The organism is Solirubrum puertoriconensis (assembly GCF_001483135.1).
Lineage (GTDB): Bacteria > Bacteroidota > Bacteroidia > Cytophagales > Hymenobacteraceae > Solirubrum > Solirubrum puertoriconensis.
In genome coordinates this window covers 156,789-177,528 of sequence record NZ_LNAL01000007.1, presented here as the reverse complement: position 1 = coordinate 177,528, position 20,740 = coordinate 156,789, and the positions used below count along the sequence as shown (strand labels likewise).

The window sequence follows — 20,740 nt, the reverse complement described above, 5'->3', positions numbered from 1 at the left end:
TGCCAACTCCGATTTTCTGCCCGAGGCTTTGACGTGGATGCCGCGCTGCCGACGCTGACGTTTGAACCCCACACGATAAACAAACCGGGGGATTACGTGCAAAACCCGGTGGAAACGTTCATCGTCGAACACCCAGGTTTCACGGCCACCGTGAGCGAAGCCGATTTCGACAATTTTGAAGGTCAGCTGGCAGACGTGACTGCCTTTGTTACGGAGCACAAACAGTCCTTGCTGACATTAAGCAAAGTTGCGTCCCGCGTAAGCTTTTGCTTTGACTTTGGCCTGGAGTCAACACTTTTCAGCGAAGATGTATGGTCAGAAAGCATTCGTTTTCCCTTTCAGTTTCTACTCTTGCTGGCTGAAGTAGAGGCCGATTTGGAAGTCAGCTACTACCATCCTACTCCCGATGAGGGCGAAGATGCCGACGAAGACGAAGAGTAACCGTACCTTTGCCTGCAAGTGATGCGCCGCCCCACCGCTGCGCCCGCAAGGGCGGAGAGGAAAGTCCGGGCAACGCAGAGCACCCTGCTTCCTAACGGGAAGGACGACGGCGGGAGACGGCCGCCGGACAGCCAGTGCCACAGAAAACTACCGCCTAAGCTGCCCTCGGGCAGCCGGTAAGGGTGAAAAGGTGCGGTAAGAGCGCACCAGCGGGCGGGCAACCGTTCCGGCTGGGTAAACCTCAGGGGTTGAAAGGCCAAATAGGCCGGCAGGCGGGGCTTCGGCCCTGCAACGGGCGGCTCGTTCGTTGTCGGCGGGTAGGCTGATGGAGCCCACGCGCGAGTGTGGGCCTAGATAAATGGTGGGGCCGCTGCCCTTCGGGGTGGCGGACAGAACCCGGCTTACAGGCGCATCACCAAAAACACAAAACCGGCCGTCGTTGCAAGTGCAGCGGCGGCCGGTTTTGGTTTAGCGGCAGTAGGGGGAACTAACACTATTAACGAAGCTAAGAAGCTAGTTTCCCTCCTCAGATGAGGAGGGGCAAGGGTGGTTGAAAAGCTAGGATTAAGAACTAGCTCTAGTTAACGTTCAGCGCCTAGGTCAACCACCCCTAACCCCTCCTCATCTGAGGAGGGGAACTAGCCTGTAGCTTAACACACTACTTCTTATTTGCGGCGCGAATGGCTTTTACCTCGGCGGGCGTTACGGCCGAGGCTTTGTTGCCGAAACTGTTGCGCACGTACGTCAGTACGTCGGCAATCTGTTGGTCGGTGAGGTGGGGCTGCGCGGGCATCACGTTGCGGTATTCTTCGCCGTCGATTTCAACATCTTCGAGGCCGTTCAGCAGCACCTTCACCAAACGGGTTTTATCGCCCAGCACCCATGTAGTTTTGCCTAGCGGTGGGTTCATGGTTTCAACCCCGCCCCCATCGGCCATGTGGCAAGTGAGGCAGTTTTGGGTGTACACCGTTTTGCCCGCGGCCAGGGTAGCCGCCGAAACAGTTGCCCCGGCGGGTTTAGCTTTGGTAGCGGTTGACTTGGCCTTCACGGCCGGCTTTTGTTGAGCGGCTGCCGAGGTAGCACCTACTGCCAAAAGACCTAGGGCCGCAATGATCAGCTTAGTTGAAGCCATTTACTTTTTGTTGTACACGATGCGGTATACGGTGCCCTTCTTATCATCGGTGATGTAGAGGGAGCCGTCGGGGCCTTGCGCTAGGCCACAGGGTTTGTGGTCGGGGCGGCCGGCAGCGGCTTTGGCTGCATCGCCCGCAAAGTTGTCGGCAAACACTTCCCAATCGCCGGAAGGTTTCCCGTCTTTGAAAGGCTGAAACACTACGTAGTAGCCTTTCTGCGGCTCGGGGGTGCGGTTCCAGGAGCCGTGAAAGGCAATAAAGGCCCCGTTCCGATACTTTTCGGGGAACATGGTACCGGTGTAAAACAGCAGCGCATTGGGTGCGGTGTGGGCCGGGTAAGCCGCCACGGGGTCGATGAAGTTGCCGGTGGCTTCCTTCTTGCCGTCGCCGCCGTACTCGGGCGCTTGCATTTTCTTCTTCTGCAAGCCGTCGTAGTACATGTAGGGCCAGCCGGCGTTGTCGCCCTTCTTTAGCGCGTACATGCACTCGGCTGGCAACTCAGCCGATTGCTTGGTGTCGTACATGGCCGGGAAGATGTCGTGCAACTGGTCGCGGCCGTGCTGCATTACAAACAACTGATTGGCTTGCGGGCTCCAGTCGAGCCCCACCACGTTGCGCAGGCCGGTGGCATAGCGCGTGCCATTGCTGTAGCTCTGGTTCAACTTATCAACCCGAAACTGCCAAATGCCGCCTGCCGAGTCGAGGATGGGGCAGTTAGGAATACCTAGGGAGCCTTTCTGCCGATCGTTCACCTGGCACGAGTTGGAGTACGCCCCGATGTTCACGTACAGGTTGCCGTCGTTGTCGAGCACAATGGATTTGCTTTCGTGCTGGCGGCGGTTAATCAGGCCCGTTACTATCTTCTCGGGCTTGTCGGGGTTGGTTACTTCGCCTTTCTCGTTCAGCTTGTAGCGAAACACTTCCTGGTCGGACGAGGCATAGAGGTAGCCGTTTTTGGCCACGACGCCCGTGCCGCCGTATTTGCCGAACCCGCTCACTACTTCGGCCTTGCCGCCCGCACTGGGGCGCAGCATCAGAATGCCGTTGCCGCTTGCATTGGGGCGGTTTAGCTTTACGAAGATGGTGCCCTGCGGCGTGGTGGCAATGTGCCGGGCGCGGCCACCAGTTTCGGCCACTACCAAGGCACCAAAGCCTTCGGGCAGTTTAAGGCCGGCGTTGTTGGCATCGGCCACTACGCGCTCCTCGGGCCGAAGCGCAAACAAAGACAGGCTCCCGACCAGTGCCGCGGGCAGCAGCAGGTAACGCGAAACAGCGTTTTTCATGGGGTAATAGGATTCGAAAAAGGTGGTTGAGTGCTGACTAATACGGCCGGCCGGTCAAAACGAACAGCCGAGTTTTTCGGGCTGTTTCGCAGAAATGCCCCCCCGTAGCACTAGGTCGGAGCGCACCTGCAGGCACTTGCCAGCGGGCAAACAGCAGGCGAAGGTAGTAGTTGACCACGATGGTGGAGGTTTTCGCCGTATAATTACAACGCCCTCCTTTTCGTTACTTTCGAGCCCCGACTGACTTACCCTGATTCCATGCCCCGCATCCTTATCATCGACGACGAAAAAGCTATTCGCTACACGCTCAAGGAAATCCTGGAGTTTGAGAACTACACCGTCGACCAAGCCGAAGACGGACCCGCGGGCCTAGATATGCTCATCAAGGACAAATACGATGTGGTGCTCTGCGACGTAAAAATGCCCAAGATGGACGGCCTCGAGGTGCTGGAACGTGCTCAGAAAATTTCGCCTGACACCGCCTTTATTATGGTTTCGGCGCACGGCAACATCGAAATGGCCGTGGATGCCACTAAAAAAGGCGCCTTCGATTTTATTCCGAAGCCGCCCGACCTGAATCGCCTGCTGGTAACCGTGCGCAATGCCCTCGACCGCACCAAGCTGGTTACCGAAACCAAAACGCTGAAGAAGAAGATTGCCAAGAACTCCGAGATGGTGGGCGACTCGGCAGCGTTGGAGGGCGTGCGCAAGGCCATTGCCAAAGTAGCCCCCACCGATGCCCGCGTGCTGATTACCGGCCCCAACGGCGCCGGCAAGGAGATGGTAGCTCGCCAGATACACGAGCAAAGCAACCGCGCCAACGGCCCGCTGATTGAAGTAAACTGCGCCGCTATTCCGTCGGAACTGATTGAATCGGAGCTATTTGGCCACGAGAAAGGCTCGTTTACCTCGGCCGTAAAGCAGCGCATCGGCAAGTTTGAGCAGGCCGATGGCGGCACGCTGTTCCTCGACGAAATCGGCGACATGAGCCTGTCGGCTCAAGCCAAGGTGCTGCGCGCCCTGCAGGAGAACAAGATTACCCGCGTGGGCGGCGAAAAGGAAATTTCGGTGAACGTGCGCGTGCTGGCGGCTACCAACAAAAACCTGCTGCAGGAAATAGCCGACCGCAACTTCCGCGAAGATTTGTACCACCGCCTGTCGGTAATCCTGATTCAGGTGCCGGCCCTGAACGACCGCCGCGAGGACATTCCGGCGCTGGCCGAGAAGTTTTTGGCTGACATTGCCAACGATTACGGCAACAAGCCCAAGCGCATCGCCCCCGATGCCATGCAGTACCTGCAAAGCCTAGATTGGCGCGGCAACATCCGCGAGCTGCGCAACGTGGTGGAGCGCCTCGTGATTATGGGCGGCGACCCCATCAGCGAAGACGACGCCCGCAGCTTTTCGGGCAAATAGCCGCCCGCTGCTCCTTTCAAACACAAAACGCCAGTCCTAGCGGCTGGCGTTTTTGCGTGCTATGCGGGCAACATCAGAGCTCGTTTTTCGCGCGTTTCTTCTGCTCACGCAATTGGCGCTTTTCCTCCTTAAGTTGCTGCTCCACGGTTTTTTGCTGCTGGCGCTGCTGTTTGGCTACTAGCTCCTGCTCTTTCAGCTCGCGTTTTTGCTGCTCCATAGCTTCTTCCTGCTTGTTGAGCTCGGCTTTGGCGGCCTTGGCCGACTCGCGGCTTGCTTCGGTTTGGCGCTTCTGGGCAGCCAAGGCTTCTTTGGTGGCTTCGGTGCGCTGCTTTTGCATGAGCAAGCGGGCCTGCGCGGTGTCCGTGGCAGTGGTTTGCCCGAGGGCCTGCGTGCCGCAGAGCAGCAAAACTGATAGGCCGACAGCCGTTCCGAGAGTTTTCATGTCGCCACGTAGTTTACTTCAACACCTACAACTATTTATAATATAAGCTTTTACAATCACAAAGTCTAGTAAAAAGCAATTAATCGTGCTGTTAGGTGGTATGCTTAGCCAGCCAGTTGGCTACAACCCCGGATATCGGAGTTATCCAGGCGGCCGAGCACCTCGAAGCTGCCATCGGAGTGGCGGCGCCCTAGGTCGCGGGTTTCAATGAAGGCGCAGCTGTCAATGTTGGCTAAATCGACTACGTTGATGGCACCCGAGGCACGTTCGAAATTGGCGCTGAACGGGTCGGTGGGTTCGCGCAGCAGCACTTGCAAAGCCGGTGAGGTATAGAAACGACCGTGCCCGGGGCTGTAAGCCTGCGACAGCAGCTCCGTCATGCCGTATTCAGAGTGTATTACGTCCTTGCCAAACGCAGCACTTAGTTCGGCGTGCAACTCTTCGCGAATCATTTCGCGCCGACGACCCTTCATGCCACCGGTTTCCAGCACGGCACTGGGCATGCGCAGGGCCGGGTGGTTGGGGTAGGCAGCGGCCAAATCAAGCAAGGCATACGTCACCCCTATCAACATGATGTTGCGGCCGCCTAGGTGTTGGGCTTCCTCCAATGCCCGCAGCAGCGCGGCATGGTCGTGCAGGAAGAACGCCTTTTGCTGCGGCTGACCCGAGGCACGGACAAAGTGCTCTACCATGGCTACCAACGACGACTCGCCCTGCTCGAGGTACGAGGGCAGCAGAGCCAGAAACGTCCAGCCCGTCAATGAACCGTACTGCTCTTCGAATAAGCGCTGGGCGTGCCGATGGTATAGTTCAGGGTCGCGCACCAGGTGGCGGCTGCGCTGCATTTGCGTGGTGCCACTGCTGCGAAACACCTGCGCGGGTTGCCATTCATCACCGGGCTCCGCGGTAACCACCTCCTGTGTTTTGAAAAACTCAATGGGCAGAAACGGCACATCAATCAAACGCTGCACTCGGGCAGGCTGGCAACCTAGGGCGGCCAGCCAGTTGCGGTAGGCCGCGCAGTATTGCGCCTGATGGCGAAACAGCTTCAGGGCTAGACTTTCGGCCGTTGCGGGGCTTACGGCAGTAAGTTCGCGGAGGTAAGCAGCGCGGAAACTCATCGGGCCGATGGTGGGTTTAGGAATGGCATAACAAATGCGCTGGCGCTGCGTTGTGTGGTAGTAAAATGCGTACTTTTTCGGGCCGGATATCGGCAGCACCTGCTTAGCTTTTTCTCTATGCTGCGCATACGTTTACTCACGAGCTTTTTGGCAGTGGCCGCTGTTTCGGCGCTTACGGCCTGCGAGGATGCGCCGGATTACCCGGACACCCCCTCTATTCAATTTAAGAGCATTACGGCCGAGCGCGTAACGCCGACCACCGGCGAAACGCCTTACAACCGCATTTATGTAACTGTTGCCTACAAAGATGGCGACGGCGACCTAGGCCTATCGGAAGAAGACATTCAGTCGCCACCCTTCAACTCGGGCCGTTACAGCCAGAACTACTTCATCACGATGTTCCGGCAAAACAGCAGCGGCGTGTTTGAGCAATATGTGCCGTTTATTCCCTTCAACGGGCGCTTTCCGCGCATGCTCGAGCCCAACGAGAAAAGCCAGCCCATACGGGGCGACCTGACGTACGAAATCTACAAAGGCATCGGCTTCAGCATCACCGACCCGAACTTCCGGCCCGGTACCAAAATCAAGTTCAACATTCAAATCGTCGACCGCGCCCTGCACGAGAGCAACGTCATCACCACCGACGAGCTTACGCTGCCCTAGGTACTCGCTGCTTAGGCCCCCGAATACAACCGCCCCGCCGCCGGCAATGCTGGCAGCGGGGCGGTTTGCTGTAGGCACCTAGGCCAAAGGGGCTAGTAGATGTCGGGGAAGCGCTGCGGTTCAACCTCCTGCATCAGCTCGTACACGGTGTCGAACACGTCTTCGGCGTTGGGCTTCGAGAAATAGTCGCCATCGGAGCCGTAGGGCGGGCGGTGGGCCTGCGCCGCGAGGCAGCGCGGCTGCGAATCGAGGTAGCGGTAGCCGCCTTGCTCGTCAACCACTTGCTGCATCATGTAGGCCGAGGCACCACCGGGCACGTCTTCGTCGGCGAACAGCACGCGCGAATTTTTCTTGATCGACTCCAGCACTACGCCTTCGCGGTCGAAGGGCAAGAGCGTCTGCACGTCAATTACCTCTACCGAAATGCCTACTTGCTCCAGTTGAGCAGCGGCATCGAGCACGATCCGGCACATGGAGCCGTAGGTTACGATGGTGAGGTCGGTGCCTTGCTTTAGCACTTCGGGTACGCCTAGGGGCAGCGTGAATTCGCCGATGTTGCTCGGAATGCGCTCCTTCAGGCGGTAGCCATTCAGGGGCTCAATCACAATGGCGGGCTCGTCGCTCTTCAGCAAAGTGTTGTAAAAACCGGCGGCCTGCGTCATGTTGCGCGGCACGCACAGGTGCATACCCCGAATCGAGCCCAAAATCATCTGAATGGGCGAGCCGCTGTGCCAGATGCCCTCGAGGCGGTGGCCGCGGGTACGCACAATCAAAGGAGCTTTTTGCCCGCCTTTGGTGCGGTACTGCAGCGAGGCCAGGTCGTCAGACAAAATCTGGATGGCGTACAGCAAGTAATCGAGGTACTGGATTTCGGTGATGGGGCGCAGGCCGCGCATGGCGGCTCCAATGCCTTGGCCCACAATCGTGCACTCGCGAATGCCGGTGTCGGTTACGCGCAGCTCGCCGTACTTCTCCTGCAGGCCGGCAAAAGCTTGGTTTACGTCGCCAATGCGCCCTACGTCTTCGCCGATGGCAAACACGCGTGGGTCGCGGGCTAGGATGGCATCAAAGCAGGCTTGCAGCACCTCACGGCCATCAACCTGCGGGGCGTCGGCAGCAAACTCGGGCTTCACTTCTTCCACGTTCAGGGCCGATTCTTCGCTCTGGCTGAACAGGTGCGAGTTGTAGCGGTCGGCGTTTTCGGCCACGGCTTGCTCGTGCCAGCGGCGCAGCTCGCCGCGGGCGCTGGAGCGCTTCACGTCGCGCACAAGGCGCAGCGAGCGGCGCACGGCGCGCATGATGTCGGCCCGGATGGGCGTGGGGTTGTGCTCAAGCTGGTGAATCAGCTCGTGCAGCTCGTTTTCGCGGCCGGTTTCGGTAGCGAGGTTGTTGAGCAATTGCACCGCCTCGTTGCGCTCGGCAACGATGGGATTAAAGAACGCCTCCCAAGCAGCGGCCCGCGCTTTGCGCACGGCATCCTTGGCTTCGTTTTCAATCTGGTCGAGTTCAGCCTCGGTGGCGTGGCCTTCTTGCAAAATCCACTGGCGCATTTGGCGCATGCAGTCGAACTCTTGCTCCCAGGTGAGGCGGTCTTTGCTCTTGTAGCGCTCGTGCGAGCCCGAAGTAGAGTGACCTTGGGGCTGCGTGAGTTCGGTTACGTGCACCAGCACGGGCACGTGCTCGCGGCGGCACACCTCGGCGGCGCGCTGGTAGGTGTCGACGAGGGCGGCGTAGTCCCAGCCTTTCACCACAAAAATCTCAAAGCCTTGCTCGCCCGGCGCGTTGCGCTGGAAACCACCCAGGATTTCGGAAATGCTTTGCTTGCAGGTTTGGTACTCGGCCGGTACCGAAATGCCGTAGTGGTCGTCCCACACGCTCATGAGCATGGGTACTTGCAGCACGCCGGCCGCGTTGATGGCCTCGAAGAACATGCCCTCCGAGGTGCTGGCGTTGCCGATGGTACCAAAAGCTACTTCGTCGCCGTTGCGCGAAAACTGCGTGAACTGCTGCAGCTCGGGGTTTTGGCGGAAGAGCTTAGAGGCGTAGGCCAGGCCCAGCAGGCGTGGCATCTGCCCGCCGGTAGGCGAAATATCGGCCGAGGAGTTTTTGCTGTCGACGAGGGCTTTGAAGTTGCCGTCTTCGTCGAGGAAGCGCGTGGCGAAGTGGCCGTTCATGGCGCGGCCAGCAGTGGCGGGCTCAGCTTCGGCATCGGGGTGCGCGTAAAGCTGGGCGAAGTACTGCTGCAGCGTAAGCTCGCCGGTGGCGAACATAAAGGTTTGGTCGCGGTAGTAGCCCGAGCGGAAGTCGCCGGGGCGGAAAGCACGCGCCATAGCCAGCTGCGGCAGCTCTTTGCCGTCGCCGAAAATGCCGAACTTGGCTTTGCCCATAAACACTTCCTTGCGGCCTGTGAGCGAGGCCTGGCGGCTTTCCCACCCTAGGCGGTAGTCGCGGAGCAGTTCTTCTTTGCTAAGCGTGGCGGCGGCCGAAGCTACGGCCGATTCGGCAGTGGACATGCAGTTGGTCGTCGGGGAAAATATAGACGGAGCGGGCACCCGCCGGATGGATGCGGGCGGCCCGCCGAGGCCGGCGGGCCCTCAAAAGTACGTAAAAGCGGCACGTAAAGTCGAAGCCAGGCAAACGAGCGTTAGGTTCGGGCTTCTGATTATATTTGCTGAGGCTGATTTGGCCCGTTTTTGCGGGCACCAATGCGCACGGTTTAGCCGTTGAGCAAGCAGCCTTTCGCTTTTCATCCACGCCTTTCTGTTATGACCCGTACCCTTACTACTTCGCTGCTGGGCCTGTGCCTGCTGCTCCTCACGGCCCTAGGTGCCTCGGCGCAGGGAGTGCTCGAGTTCACCCAAACCATGCACGACTTCGGCAACGTAGCCGAAGGCAGCATGGCCACGCACGAGTTCAAGTTTAAGAACACCGGCAACCAGCCCGTGGTAATTGCCAACGTGCAGGCCTCGTGCGGCTGCACCACCCCCGATTGGACGAAAACGCCCGTAATGCCGGGCAAAACGGGCTTTATCCGGGCCGCCTACAACAGCGCTGGTCGCCCTGGGCAGTTCAATAAAACCGTAACGGTAACCAGCAACGCTGCTACGCCCACCATGGTGCTTACCATTAAAGGCGCGGTGGTGGATAAAGCCGAAATGGCCAAGAGCTACACGGCTGCGCAAATTGCCAAGTCGCCCAAACTCACCCTCGACCGCAAGCTGCACGATTTCGGCAAGATGGAATCGGGCCAGCAGCTCACGGCCAAGTTCACGGTGAAAAATACCGGCAAGAGCGACCTACAACTGGGCTCGATTACCTCCAACTGCTACTGCGTATCGCTGCGCAACCAACCCAAAGCACTGAAGCCCGGCGAATCGGCTACCATCGAGTTGCAGTACGCTCAGCGCCAGATTGGCCAAATGGCCGATGTAGTTACGCTGCACTCCAACGACATTACCGGCCCCGACGCCACCATTACGCTCAAAGCCAACGTGGTGCAAAATCTTTCGCAGCAAAGCATGCTGAAGGAAGGTGCCGCGGCGGTACCGTTTAAGTAGGCTCGTCGGCTGCTTATACCGAGCCGCAAAGCCAAGCTAATTTCTTGCTGATGCCACGACCTCAACAGTCGTGGCATCATTTTTTGTAGAGCCCGCCTAGGTGCATTTGCGCTTTCCTCTCTCAACAACCTCTTCCCTACCCGATGCGTGTTTCTTTACCCTTGTTCCTAGGCTTAGCTGGTGCGGCAATGCTGGGCAGCGGTTGCGTCCGCAACATTCAGGTGCCCCAGGCCACGCCGCAGTACGGCTTGCAGTTGCGCATTCGGCTACCGAAAATCACGCCGGCTACTACGCTCGATACGGTACGAGTAGCCATGGAGCTTACCAATACCAACGACGAGCCCTACGTGGTATCCAGCCCGGCACGGCCCCAGGCCACCCTCCCCGTAGCGTACATCGACGGCGCACCTAGGGCTTGGCAAATGCACATGCGCCGCGGCAAGGATGTGCGCATTACCATACCAGCCCGCGGCACCTACCGCGCCACCTACGATTTGCCCATGAGCGCCTTTGCAGGCGAGCGGCGCGAGGCCGGCAAACAATATCAGCTCCAGCTGCTTTACCACCCCAAGGTATATGGCCCCAAAGGGCACCGCTCCACGTTCGTCGAAATCCAGAGCAACAAGCTAGCCTTTTGAGTTAGCTCAACAGAACGGTAGGCGGCGGGCATTACCTATATTTGCGGCCACTTTTCCCCGTCATCACATCCCACCATATTTCCCATGATCATCGGCGTACCGAAGGAAATTAAGAATAACGAAAACCGCGTGGGCGTTACGCCCGCCGGCGTGGCCGAATTCCGCAAGTCGGGCCACACGGTATATGTACAAACCGGTGCTGGCGAAGGCAGCGGTTTCTCCGATGCCGATTACGAGCAGGCTGGCGCAATGCTGCTGCCCACCATCGCCGACGTGTACGGCCAAGCCGAGATGATCGTGAAGGTGAAGGAGCCCATTCAGGAGGAGTACCAGCTCATCCGCGAAGGCCAACTGCTGTTCACCTACTTCCACTTTGCCTCGTCGGAGGAGCTGACGCACGCCATGATCGAGCGCAAGGCTACCTGCTTGGCTTACGAAACCGTAGAGCTGCCCAACCGCTCGCTGCCCCTGCTGGTGCCCATGAGCGAAGTAGCCGGCCGCATGGCTCCGCAAGAAGGCGCTAAGTACCTCGAGAAGCCGCTGAAAGGCCGCGGCATTCTGCTGGGTGGCGTACCCGGCGTGCGCCCTGCCAATGTGCTCATCCTGGGCGGTGGCGTAGTAGGCACCAACGCTGCTAAAGTAGCCGCTGGCTTCGGTGCACAGGTTACCATCATGGACATCAGCCTGAATCGTCTGCGCGAGCTCGACGACATCATGCCAAAGAACGTGGTAACCCAGTACTCGAACGATTACAACATCCGCGCTGCCATCAAGGAGGCCGATCTGATCATCGGTGCCGTACTGATTCCGGGCGCTAAGGCTCCGCACCTCGTTACGCGCGACATGCTGAAGGACATGAAGCCCGGCGCTGTGGTGGTTGACGTAGCCGTTGACCAGGGTGGCTGCATCGAAACCTGCACCCCCACCACGCACGAGAACCCCACCTTCATCATCGATGATGTGGTGCATTACTGCGTAGCCAACATGCCCGGCGCGGTGCCTTACACCTCTACCCTGGCCCTCACCAACGCTACCCTGCCCTACGCCATCAAGCTGGCCAACCTGGGCTGGCGCGAGGCCTGCTTGCGCGACGCTTCGTTGCGCCTTGGCCTGAACGTGGTAAACGGCGAGGTAGTTTACAAAGGCGTAGCTGAGGCTTGGGGCCTGCCGCTCACCAACGTGAGCAAGATCCTCGAGCATGCCCACGCTTAATCGCCGATTAGCGTAGCGGGCACGGTACCTGAATCGGCTTTTCGATTCGGCATTTCGCCCGCAACGATTACCTTCGAAAAAGCCTTTCCGACCTTTAGCGTCGGGAAGGCTTTTTGCTAACTCGAATACCTTCTTTTTCCGCGATGCAAGACATCACCTATATCGGCGAGCCAGTTTCCGATTCGGCTACCTTTAAGCTGCTGCCTTTTGAGATGCAAGCCTTCATGCTGCAGCACAACGGCATGGTTGCTTTTCTGGGCGGCCTGCACATTCGGGGTTGCTGCCACGAGCCCGCCTGGCACTCGTTGCGCGAGGCTTGGCAGGGCGAAAACGCATTTTGGCGCACCTACTCCAGCGTAAAGCAAAGCGACCTTCCTTTTGCCCAGGATGCAGTGGGCAACCAGTTTCTGCTCCGCCGTGGCGAGGTGTGGTGGCTCGATACCGAAACCGGCGAGATAGAAAACCTGGGTGTCGACTTCGTGCGGTTTATCCGCGGCGTGGAGCTGTACCCCACCGAAGCCCTCGACCTTCAGGCTGTAGCCACCTTCACCAACCTAGGCGCGGTGCTGCAGCCCGGCGAACTGCTGGCCGTGTACCCACCCAACTGCATCAAGGCTGAGCATGAAAACTTCAACCTAACGCGCATGCCTGTGGATGTGCGCCTTGGCTCGTTGGCAAACCTCTATCAGCAAATCCGCCGCCTCAAGCCAGGCCAGAAGATTCGCCTGCGCAAGGATTACTAATTACTACCTAGTTGGGTGGTGAAACGCTGATAAGCTGAGTTAAGGCTACCGTGCCGGCTCGGTGCGTCAGCGTTTCACCACCTCGCTTTTGCTGCTATGCCCTCACTTTTGCTGCAACTGCTGCTTCGGCGTTTTGCGCTGCTGCTGGCCGCTTACTTGCTGCTGCGCGGCGGGTTTTACATGGCCAACCACAGCGTATTTGCCGAGGCTTCGGTGGAGCAAACGTTGCTGGCTTTCTGGCACGGCTTCCGGTTCGATTTATCGGCGCTGCTGCTGCTGAACTTCCCGTTTTTGCTCCTGTCGCTGATACCGGCGTACGGGCGCATTTGGCAGCGCACCTTGCGAGGCGTGTACCTCACGCTCAACGCCCCAGGCCTGGCCCTGAACATCATCGACAGCCAGTACTTCAAGTTCATCGGCCGGCGCACCTCCGATGAGCTGTTTACCATTACCGGCGACATCGAACGCCAAGCCGGACAACTGGTGTGGCATTACTGGTTTTTGGTGCCGCCCTTTGTGCTGCTGTTTGGCTTGTTGTGGTACTTCTACCCAATGCCCAAAGCCGCGCCGGTGCAAACCAACCCACGCGGTGCCCTGCGCCGCATGACGGTAGCCATGCTGGAGCTGACGCTGGTGGCCGGCCTGGCCGTGCTGGGCATCCGCGGCGGACTGCAGTTGAAGCCCTTGCGGCCGGGCCATGCCTTTGTGCAAACGCCGCCGAGCCTAGGTCACTTAGCCCTCAACAGCACCTTCACCTTCATCAAAAGCATTGGCCAAAAGGTGTTGGAGCGGCGCGAGTTTTTCTCGACTTCTGCCGCGTTGCAGCAGGCCCTAGGTGCTAGCTACCCCGCGCCACGCCCGCAGCCCACCGCCCGCCCCGATAACGTGGTGGTTTTGCTGGTGGAAGGCTTTGCCTCGGAGTACAACGGCATCGAAAACCCCGGCCAGCGCAGTTACACGCCGTTCTTTGATTCGCTGGCGACGCAGGGGCTGCTGTTCCGGGAGCATTACGCCAACGGCCGCCGTTCCATCGAGTCGTTGCCCGCCATACTGGCCGGCTTGCCTGCCCTGATGGAGTCGCCCTACATCACCTCCAACTTCCAGACGAACGAGCTGCACGGCTTGGGTGAGCTATTAGGGCGCCGTGGCTATACCACGTCGGTCTTCCACGGCGCCCAAAACGGCACCATGGGCTTTAATGTGTTTGCCAGCAAGGCCGGCATTCAGCAGTACTACGGCCTCGAAGAATACCCTCGTGGCGCTAAAAGTCCCGACTACGACGGGCACTGGGGCATCTTCGACGAGCCTTATCTGCAGTACTTCGCGCAGCAGCTAACGCAGCAGCGGCAGCCTTTTTTCTCAACGGTGTTCACACTTACCTCGCACGAGCCGTTTCCGGTGCCTTCGCAGTACCAAGGGCGGTTTTCGCCGGGCAAGTTGCCAATTCATGCCTCCATCGGCTACACCGATTTTGCCCTGAAGCGCTTTTTTGCAACGGCCAGCAAGCAGCCTTGGTACCGCAACACGCTGTTCGTTCTGCTCGCCGACCACACCTCGCAAAGCCTGCAGCCCGATTATCAGAACCTGCTGGGCTCGTACAAAACGCCGCTGCTGCTATTCCACCCCGGCCGGCAACTACCCGCCGCCGATGTGCACCGCATTACGCAGCAAGCCGATGTGCCCGCCACCGTACTCGATTACCTAGGCTTCGGGGCCGATGCCAGCCAGCTGCTGCCGTTTGGGTATTCGGTGTTCGACAATCGGGTAACGGGTCGTGCGGTATTCCTTTCGGGCAACACCTACTACTTGGTGCACCGCGACTACGTAACCGAGCTGACGACCGACAATCAGGTACGCCTCTACCCCTACCGCACCCACAACCTGCCTGCCCAGCCGCTGGCTCAGCCACCTAGGGACAAACAGCAGGCCTACGGCAACGAGCTTCGTGCATTGGTGCAATTCTTCACCAATGGACTATTGGACAACACATTGTATTCAAAGCACGGTCCAGCGGTAGCGCAGACTTTGTAGTCCGCGCCCCCGGATAGTAATATCTAATAGCTGCGCAGGGCGAAATGTAGCGTGGGCTTCAGCCCGCGTTTGCTAGAGCTGTGTCGCTGAACGGCAAACGCACCAACGAGGTCGTTCAAACAATCGCGGGTTGAAGCCCACGCTACATTTCGCCCTACACAGCGCGACGATTTGGTTTACTATCTGCGGACGCAAACCGGAAGACTCCACGCTACTCCGCCGTCCGCGCTACCTCCAGCAACTCCAACGCTTCGGTATAAGTGGGGATAAACGTAAGCGCCTGCGTGGTGCGCTCGATGCTGTGCACGCGCCAGCAGCAATGTTGCACGCCGTTGGTTACGAGCAGAAGCGGCGCGCCAATCGTCTGGTTGTAGGTGGCAATTTGCATGGCCACATCGGCGGTGAGCGGCACGCTGGCGGCTTTGCACTCCACCAGCAGCAGCGGCTGGCCGTCGGGCCCTAGGGCGTGCAAATCGGTGCGCTTGCGGCGTTGGTTGTAGGTGTGGCCTCGCTCCAAGCTTAGCAGGCCGCGCGGGTAACCCAGGTGCTCAACCAAGTAGTTTACAACGTGTTGCCGCACCCATTCTTCGGGTGTACACACCACGTTGCGGCGGCGGAGCACGTCCCAGATCAACAGATTCGGGCCCGATTGCGTAACTTTGTAGGCGAAAGGCGGCAGGTTCAACGCTTGCATCACCTCCAAAGGTACTGCTTACAGGCTCCTGCACCCGCTTTTTCGCTCCGCAGAGCCGTCGTTCATTACCATGCACGACGGTTTTTTTGCATCCGTACCCCAACGTACCCGGCATTTCCCATCAATACACCATGAAGACCAAATCAGACATCGTCAAGAACTGGTTGCCCCGCTACACCGGGGTGCCGCTCGAAGACTTTGGCCAGTACATTCTGCTGACCAATTTCATCAACTACGTAACCATGTTCGCCGAGCATTTCGGCGTCGAGATTAAGGGCATCGACAAGCCCATGCAAACGGCTACGGCCAACGGCATTACCATTATCAACTTCGGCATGGGTTCGGCCATGGCTGCTACCGTAATGGACCTGCTCGGGGCCATCAAGCCGAAAGCTGCATTGTTCCTGGGCAAGTGCGGGGGCCTGAAAGGCAAAACCAAAGTAGGCGACCTGATTCTGCCCATCGCGGCCATTCGCGGCGAAGGTACCTCCGACGACTACCTGCCGCCAGAAATCCCCGCCCTACCCTCGTTCCGCTTGCAGCGCTCGGTTTCCTCGATGATCAAGAAACACGAGAAAGACTACTGGACGGGCACGGTGTACACCACCAACCGCCGCGTGTGGGAGCACGACGAGAACTTCAAGAATTACCTGCGCCAGATCCGCGCCATGGCCGTGGATATGGAAACGGCTACCATTTTCGTGGTGGGCTTCGTGAACGAGATTCCGCACGGTGCGCTGCTGCTGGTATCCGACGAGCCGATGACGCCCGAAGGCGTGAAAACCGCCGAGAGCGACAAGAGCGTAACGTCGAACTACGTTACTACGCACTTGCAAATCGGCATCGAATCGTTGCTAGAGCTCAAGAATTCCGGCGAATCGGTGAAGCACATGCGCTTTGAATAGGTAGCGCACCTAGGCCGATTGCCTTCTTAGCATCGGCTGATATCCAACCTTACACCGCCACGGCTTCCCGGCCGTGGCGGTGCTTTTTTCGGGGGCTTTCGTTGGTGGCATGCCGCGCCCTAACTTGCCGCCTTTCTTCACCTGCTCATGCTCCAACGACTACGCCCCTTACTGGCTCCGCTTGCGGCGCTGCCACTGCTCGCAGGCCTTACCGCCTGCCCCACCACCAAGTACCCCGCCGACCTCATCGTATACAACGCCACCGTGTACACCGTTGATTCGGCGTTTACCAAAGCGCAAGCGTTTGCCGTGCAGGATGGCCAAATCATGTTTGTGGGCAGCTCCGACGACGTGCGGCAGCGCTACCGCGGCAAGGAGGAAGTCGACGCCCAAGGCAAGTTCGTTTACCCCGGTTTTTACGATGCGCACTGCCACTTTTACCGCTACGCCCTAGGCTTGCGCGATGCCGATTTGGTAGGCACCGAATCGTGGAGCGCGGTGCTGGGCAAGCTGCGCGCCCAACACCGGCAGTACGCGCAAAGCGCGTGGCTCACGGGCCGTGGCTGGGACCAAAACGACTGGCCCGTAAAGCAGTTTCCGACGAAAGACTCGCTTGATCGGCAGTTCCCGAATGTGCCCGTGTTTATTGTGCGGGTTGATGGCCATGCGGCCCTTGTCAACCAAAAGGCGCTCGACTTAGCCGGCGTTACAGCCAGCACGCCCATTTCGGGTGGCGTGATTGAAAAAGACGCCCAGGGTCGCCTGACGGGATTGTTGGTTGACAACGCGGTGGATTTGGTGTCGGCTAAAATACCGGAGCCCACGCCCATCGAGGCCGCCAAGCTACTGCTGCAAGCCCAGGAGCAGTGCGTGGAGCTGGGACTCACCAGCTTGGCTGATGCCGGCTTGGAGCGCAGCCAGATTGAACGCCTCGACTCCCTGCAGAAGGCCAACCAGCTAAAGCTGCGCCTCGACTGCATGATCAACCCCACGCCTGCCAACCGGCAGTACTACCTAGGGCGCGGCCCTTACCTCACCGACCGCCTCACGGTGAACTCCTTTAAGGTGTACGCCGACGGCGCCCTAGGTTCGCGCGGGGCTTGCTTGCTCCACCCCTACTCCGATAGGTCCAAGCAAACCGGGTTTCTGCTGCAATCGGTAGCCGAATATCGGGCCTTGGCCAAAGAGCTGGCAGCAAGCAAGTTTCAGATGAACACGCACGCCATTGGCGATTCGGCCAACCGCGCCTTGCTGGATATTTATGCCGAAGTACTGCGCGGCCAAACCGACCGCCGCTGGCGCATCGAGCACGCGCAGGTGGTGAGCCGCCCCGACGTGGCCAAGTTCGGTCGCTACAACGTGGTGCCCTCGGTGCAGCCCACCCACGCCACCTCCGATATGTACTGGGCTGGCGAGCGGCTGGGTGCCGAGCGCCTGAAAACCGCCTACGCCTACCAGGATCTGCTGAAAGCCACCGGCCGCTTAGCCCTAGGTTCCGATTTCCCGGTAGAAGCCCTGAACCCGCTGTTCGGCTTTCATGCGGCCGTAGCTCGCCAAGACGCCAAAAACTACCCCAAGGGCGGATTCCAGCCCGAAAACGCCCTTACCCGCGAACAGGCTCTGCGCGGCATGACGGAGTGGGCCGCCTGGGCAGCTTTCGAAGAGGAGAAAAAAGGCACGTTGCAGGGTGGCAAGTGGGCCGACTTTGTAATTCTGGAGCAAGACCTAATGACTGCGCCCGCCGAAGAGCTCCGCAACATCAAAGTGCTGAGCACTTACATCAGCGGTGAGAAAGTGTACTCGCGGAAGTAACACTTGTTTGTCACATCCTAGATGCTACTCGCACTGAGAGCAAGACGAACGGCCCCGCCTGCAGTTGCAGGCGGGGCCGTTCGTTTTATCAGCCTTAGGTGCCCGCTACCGCTCGTCGGCAGAGGGGCCGTAGATGCTAGGCACCGGAATATCGAGCAGGCGCAGGTAAACCGACAACTGGCCGCGGTGATGAATGAAGTGATTGAGTACCATGGTGCGCGTAACGGCGGTGCGGGGCAGGTTGGCAATTACACGCTCGCCGTGGCGCATCGTCCAGGGGCTGTTGAAAGTCGCGTCGTCGACAGTGCTCAGCAACTGATGAATTTTCTCGCCGTTTTCATCGAAGCGGCTCAGAATTTCCGCATTGTTGGTAGGGGCAGCGGGCCACTGCACAGTCGCCATATCGGTTTCGGGGCCGCTAAACGAAATCTCGAGCAGCCCCAGCAGCCCGGCTACGTGGGCAGCCAGCTTGCCAATGGGCATTGATTTGGGGTGCGGTGCCCACTCGAGTTTATCATCGGGCACACGCTCGAGCAGCCTGCGCGTAAGCGCCAGTTCGCGCTTCAGCTCTTGGCTAAAGGCGGCTTGTAACGAGTTCGGAGCTTGGTTCATGTGGGTAGGAAGAAGAAGGCGAAGAACGGGCTTTTGACCGCTCCTAGCCGGAATGGTTGCCCTTGGGTAGCAAAAAGCTTGATCGGCTAGATCGGGCTTTTCGGTAGCGGCCACTTAGTGCGCCTGCAGCGGCGTGCCGGCGTGCGGCGCCGCTGGCGGTGGTTGGTTGATGGTTTCCTGTGGGTGCGGCTCGCGCAGCTTCTTACCGCGCAGCGTCAGCAGAAACAGTAAGCCCAAAATGAAGAACACGATGAGGGCCAAAATGCTGTAGCGCATCGAGCCAAACCACTGCCCGATAATGCCCCACGTGGCGGTGCCGATTACGATGCTGAGCTTTTCCGTTACGTCGAAAAAGCTGAAGTAAGCGGCCGTGTTGTGCGTGTCTTCGGGGATGATTTTGGAATAGGTAGAGCGCGAGAGGCTTTGGATGCCGCCCATGGTGAGGCCAATTACCGAAGCCAGGGCGTAGAACGTCCAGTCAGCCTGCACGAAGTACCCCGCAATACAGATGAGCGCCCAAATAACCACCGCCCAGCTGAGGGCACGCGTATTGCCAATGCGCTCCGATAGCCGCGCGAACAAGTAAGCACCTAGGATGGCCACCAGCTGCAGCAGCAAGATGGTGATAATCAGGTCCTGATCGGGCAGGTGCAGCTCGTCTTTACCGAAGATGGTGGCCACGTACATCACGGTTTGCACGCCCATGTTGTAGGTGAAGTAGGCCAGCAAAAAGCGCTTCAAATTGGGCAGGTGCTTCAGCTCGTCCCATACCTTGCCCAACTCTTTGAAACCGTTGAGCAACCAGCCGCTATCGGCGGTGCCGGCATCGGCGGCGCGGCCCTCGTCGGCGGGTAAGCGCGCGAAGGGAATTTGGGCAAAGCCCGCCCACCAGATGCCCGTTAGCAAGAACGCAAATTGGGTGGCTTTGCCTGCCGTAAGGCCCAACGACTTATCCAGCCCTAGGGCGGGGTGGCCCATAATCAGCCCCAGGCACAGCAGGAGCAGAATTACCGAACCGATGTAGCCCATGGAAAACCCACGGGCCGAAAGGCGGTCGTACTGGTCTTCGGTGGCGATGATGGGCAGGTAGGAGTTGTAGAACACGATGGAACCCGAGAAGCCCACCGTGGCGGCAATGAACACGACCGTAGAAGCCGTAAGCGTGCTGGGCGTGAAGAAGTACAGCGCTGCGCAGGAGGCCGCCCCTAGGTAGCAGAAGAACTGCAGAAACAGCTTTTTACGCCCCGAGAAGTCGGCCAGTGCCGTGAGGAACGGACTGATAAGGGCAATGATGAGGAAGGCCGCCGAAATGGCGTAGGTGAGCAACGACGAACCCGGCACCTGGAACCCCAAGAAATCAACGTGGCTGTTGCCGTCGCGGCCGGTTATCTCCGACACCACGCCGCTCCAGTAAATCGGGAAGATGGACGAGGTAATCACGAGCGGATACACGGAGTTGGCCCAGTCGTACATGGCCCAGCCCGAGGTGATGCGCTTGTCGTTTTTCGGCACCGCAACGGGTGTGGCGGCCGCGGCCGAGGCAGTTGTCATAAAGCAAGGCAGTATAAGATTGCCCAAACTACGCAGTTTTACTTATTGCGGTCTTCGCCCCACGGTAAAGTCAGCCAGCTGCTTTCCTACCATTCGTTGCCGAGACGTGCCCGCACCTAGGCGGCGCTGTGCTCACTTTGCCGCCTTATCAGCCCCAACCTTTCAGTGTGAACTCCGCTCCTGCGCGCCGCAAGCCTTTGGCCGACCTAGTACCGCAACTGCTGTTTGCAGGCCGCTGGTTGCTGATTTGCGCGGTGGTAAGCGTGCTGGCGCTTGCACGCTCATGAGCACCGAGGCGTTTGGTGGGGCCGCGGCGCTGTATCTGCCCTTGGTTTGCATCATGGCCTATTTGGTTTCGGGCCATTTGGGCATCTACGGTGTACAGGTAAATGGCCAGATCAAGCATTTGCGTTAAGAACGCGATGCGGGCCGACGGTTAACCCAACTCTTTAAGCACTAATCATTAAAGAAATCAAGTACTCAACA

Annotated in this window: 19 protein-coding genes and 1 other RNA gene; 12 read left to right on the top strand and 8 right to left on the bottom strand. The window is 59.0% G+C overall.

Annotation, left to right across the window (positions count from 1 at the left end):
• Positions 1 to 33 precede the first annotated feature (33 nt).
• Positions 34 to 441: a hypothetical protein gene (locus ASU33_RS11195; protein WP_059070936.1), complete on the top strand. Its 408-nt coding sequence runs from the start codon at positions 34 to 36 to the stop codon at positions 439 to 441.
• An 18-nt stretch (positions 442 to 459) separates the two neighbouring features.
• Positions 460 to 861, top strand: an RNA gene (gene rnpB / locus ASU33_RS14070) — RNase P RNA component class A.
• 238 nt (positions 862 to 1,099) lie between these two features.
• Here the strand turns inward: rnpB and ASU33_RS11190 are convergent.
• Together ASU33_RS11190 and ASU33_RS11185 are read right to left on the bottom strand one after the other, a co-directional pair.
• Positions 1,100 to 1,573, bottom strand: coding sequence for a c-type cytochrome (locus tag ASU33_RS11190; RefSeq protein WP_059070935.1), 474 nt, complete (start codon positions 1,571 to 1,573; stop codon positions 1,100 to 1,102).
• Positions 1,574 to 2,857, bottom strand: coding sequence for a PQQ-dependent sugar dehydrogenase (locus tag ASU33_RS11185; protein ID WP_059070934.1), 1,284 nt, complete (start codon positions 2,855 to 2,857; stop codon positions 1,574 to 1,576). It abuts the gene before it with no gap.
• Positions 2,858 to 3,115: 258 nt separating this feature from the next.
• Between ASU33_RS11185 and ASU33_RS11180 the strand changes: the two genes are divergently transcribed.
• Positions 3,116 to 4,273: a sigma-54-dependent transcriptional regulator gene (locus tag ASU33_RS11180; RefSeq protein WP_059070933.1), complete on the top strand. Its 1,158-nt coding sequence runs from the start codon at positions 3,116 to 3,118 to the stop codon at positions 4,271 to 4,273.
• A 73-nt stretch (positions 4,274 to 4,346) separates the two neighbouring features.
• Here ASU33_RS11180 and ASU33_RS11175 read toward each other — a convergent pair whose 3' ends face one another.
• Together ASU33_RS11175 and ASU33_RS11170 are read right to left on the bottom strand one after the other, a co-directional pair.
• Positions 4,347 to 4,715, bottom strand: coding sequence for a hypothetical protein (locus ASU33_RS11175; RefSeq protein ID WP_149867168.1), 369 nt, complete (start codon positions 4,713 to 4,715; stop codon positions 4,347 to 4,349).
• A 104-nt stretch (positions 4,716 to 4,819) separates the two neighbouring features.
• Positions 4,820 to 5,836, bottom strand: a complete 1,017-nt coding sequence (locus tag ASU33_RS11170; RefSeq protein WP_059070931.1) for an acyl-CoA synthetase family protein — start codon at positions 5,834 to 5,836, stop codon at positions 4,820 to 4,822.
• A gap of 117 nt (positions 5,837 to 5,953) precedes the next feature.
• Between ASU33_RS11170 and ASU33_RS11165 the strand changes: the two genes are divergently transcribed.
• The gene (locus ASU33_RS11165) at positions 5,954 to 6,499 is read left to right on the top strand and encodes a hypothetical protein (RefSeq protein WP_059070930.1); all 546 of its coding nucleotides are present in this window, start codon (positions 5,954 to 5,956) and stop codon (positions 6,497 to 6,499) included.
• 92 nt (positions 6,500 to 6,591) lie between these two features.
• Here ASU33_RS11165 and ASU33_RS11160 read toward each other — a convergent pair whose 3' ends face one another.
• Entirely contained in the window at positions 6,592 to 9,012 is a 2,421-nt protein-coding gene (locus ASU33_RS11160; protein WP_059070929.1) for an alpha-ketoacid dehydrogenase subunit alpha/beta, read from the bottom strand.
• Between the two features lie 252 nt (positions 9,013 to 9,264).
• On the opposite strand from ASU33_RS11160, the gene ASU33_RS11155 reads away from it, so the two are divergent.
• The 5 genes from ASU33_RS11155 (at position 9,265) to ASU33_RS11135 (ending at position 14,680) form a co-directional block, all read left to right on the top strand.
• Positions 9,265 to 10,056 carry a DUF1573 domain-containing protein gene (locus ASU33_RS11155; RefSeq protein WP_059070928.1) on the top strand — a complete coding sequence of 264 codons (792 nt, stop codon included), beginning with the start codon at positions 9,265 to 9,267 and terminating at the stop codon, positions 10,054 to 10,056.
• Between the two features lie 143 nt (positions 10,057 to 10,199).
• Positions 10,200 to 10,694, top strand: coding sequence for a hypothetical protein (locus tag ASU33_RS11150; RefSeq protein ID WP_149867167.1), 495 nt, complete (start codon positions 10,200 to 10,202; stop codon positions 10,692 to 10,694).
• A gap of 84 nt (positions 10,695 to 10,778) precedes the next feature.
• Complete coding sequence (gene ald / locus ASU33_RS11145) at positions 10,779 to 11,906, top strand: alanine dehydrogenase (protein WP_059070926.1); 1,128 nt, start codon at positions 10,779 to 10,781, stop codon at positions 11,904 to 11,906.
• Positions 11,907 to 12,049: 143 nt separating this feature from the next.
• Positions 12,050 to 12,649: an SMI1/KNR4 family protein gene (locus ASU33_RS11140; RefSeq protein WP_059070925.1), complete on the top strand. Its 600-nt coding sequence runs from the start codon at positions 12,050 to 12,052 to the stop codon at positions 12,647 to 12,649.
• Between the two features lie 96 nt (positions 12,650 to 12,745).
• Positions 12,746 to 14,680 carry an LTA synthase family protein gene (locus tag ASU33_RS11135; protein ID WP_059070924.1) on the top strand — a complete coding sequence of 645 codons (1,935 nt, stop codon included), beginning with the start codon at positions 12,746 to 12,748 and terminating at the stop codon, positions 14,678 to 14,680.
• Positions 14,681 to 14,891: 211 nt separating this feature from the next.
• On the opposite strand, the gene ASU33_RS11130 is transcribed toward ASU33_RS11135, so the two are convergent.
• Positions 14,892 to 15,374 carry a type I restriction enzyme HsdR N-terminal domain-containing protein gene (locus ASU33_RS11130; RefSeq protein ID WP_059071458.1) on the bottom strand — a complete coding sequence of 161 codons (483 nt, stop codon included), beginning with the start codon at positions 15,372 to 15,374 and terminating at the stop codon, positions 14,892 to 14,894.
• A 131-nt stretch (positions 15,375 to 15,505) separates the two neighbouring features.
• On the opposite strand from ASU33_RS11130, the gene ASU33_RS11125 reads away from it, so the two are divergent.
• Entirely contained in the window at positions 15,506 to 16,279 is a 774-nt protein-coding gene (locus ASU33_RS11125) for an AMP nucleosidase (protein ID WP_059071457.1), read from the top strand.
• Between the two features lie 147 nt (positions 16,280 to 16,426).
• Positions 16,427 to 18,091, top strand: coding sequence for an amidohydrolase (locus ASU33_RS11120; RefSeq protein ID WP_059070923.1), 1,665 nt, complete (start codon positions 16,427 to 16,429; stop codon positions 18,089 to 18,091).
• Positions 18,092 to 18,196: 105 nt separating this feature from the next.
• On the opposite strand, the gene ASU33_RS11115 is transcribed toward ASU33_RS11120, so the two are convergent.
• Together ASU33_RS11115 and ASU33_RS11110 are read right to left on the bottom strand one after the other, a co-directional pair.
• Positions 18,197 to 18,703, bottom strand: coding sequence for a DinB family protein (locus ASU33_RS11115; protein ID WP_059070922.1), 507 nt, complete (start codon positions 18,701 to 18,703; stop codon positions 18,197 to 18,199).
• Positions 18,704 to 18,817: 114 nt separating this feature from the next.
• A complete protein-coding gene (locus ASU33_RS11110) occupies positions 18,818 to 20,254 on the bottom strand; it encodes an MFS transporter (RefSeq protein WP_059070921.1) in 1,437 nt (478 codons plus the stop codon).
• 283 nt (positions 20,255 to 20,537) lie between these two features.
• Between ASU33_RS11110 and ASU33_RS21805 the strand changes: the two genes are divergently transcribed.
• Positions 20,538 to 20,669, top strand: coding sequence for a hypothetical protein (locus ASU33_RS21805; RefSeq protein WP_286130497.1), 132 nt, complete (start codon positions 20,538 to 20,540; stop codon positions 20,667 to 20,669).
• The last annotated feature ends 71 nt before the right edge of the window (positions 20,670 to 20,740 follow it).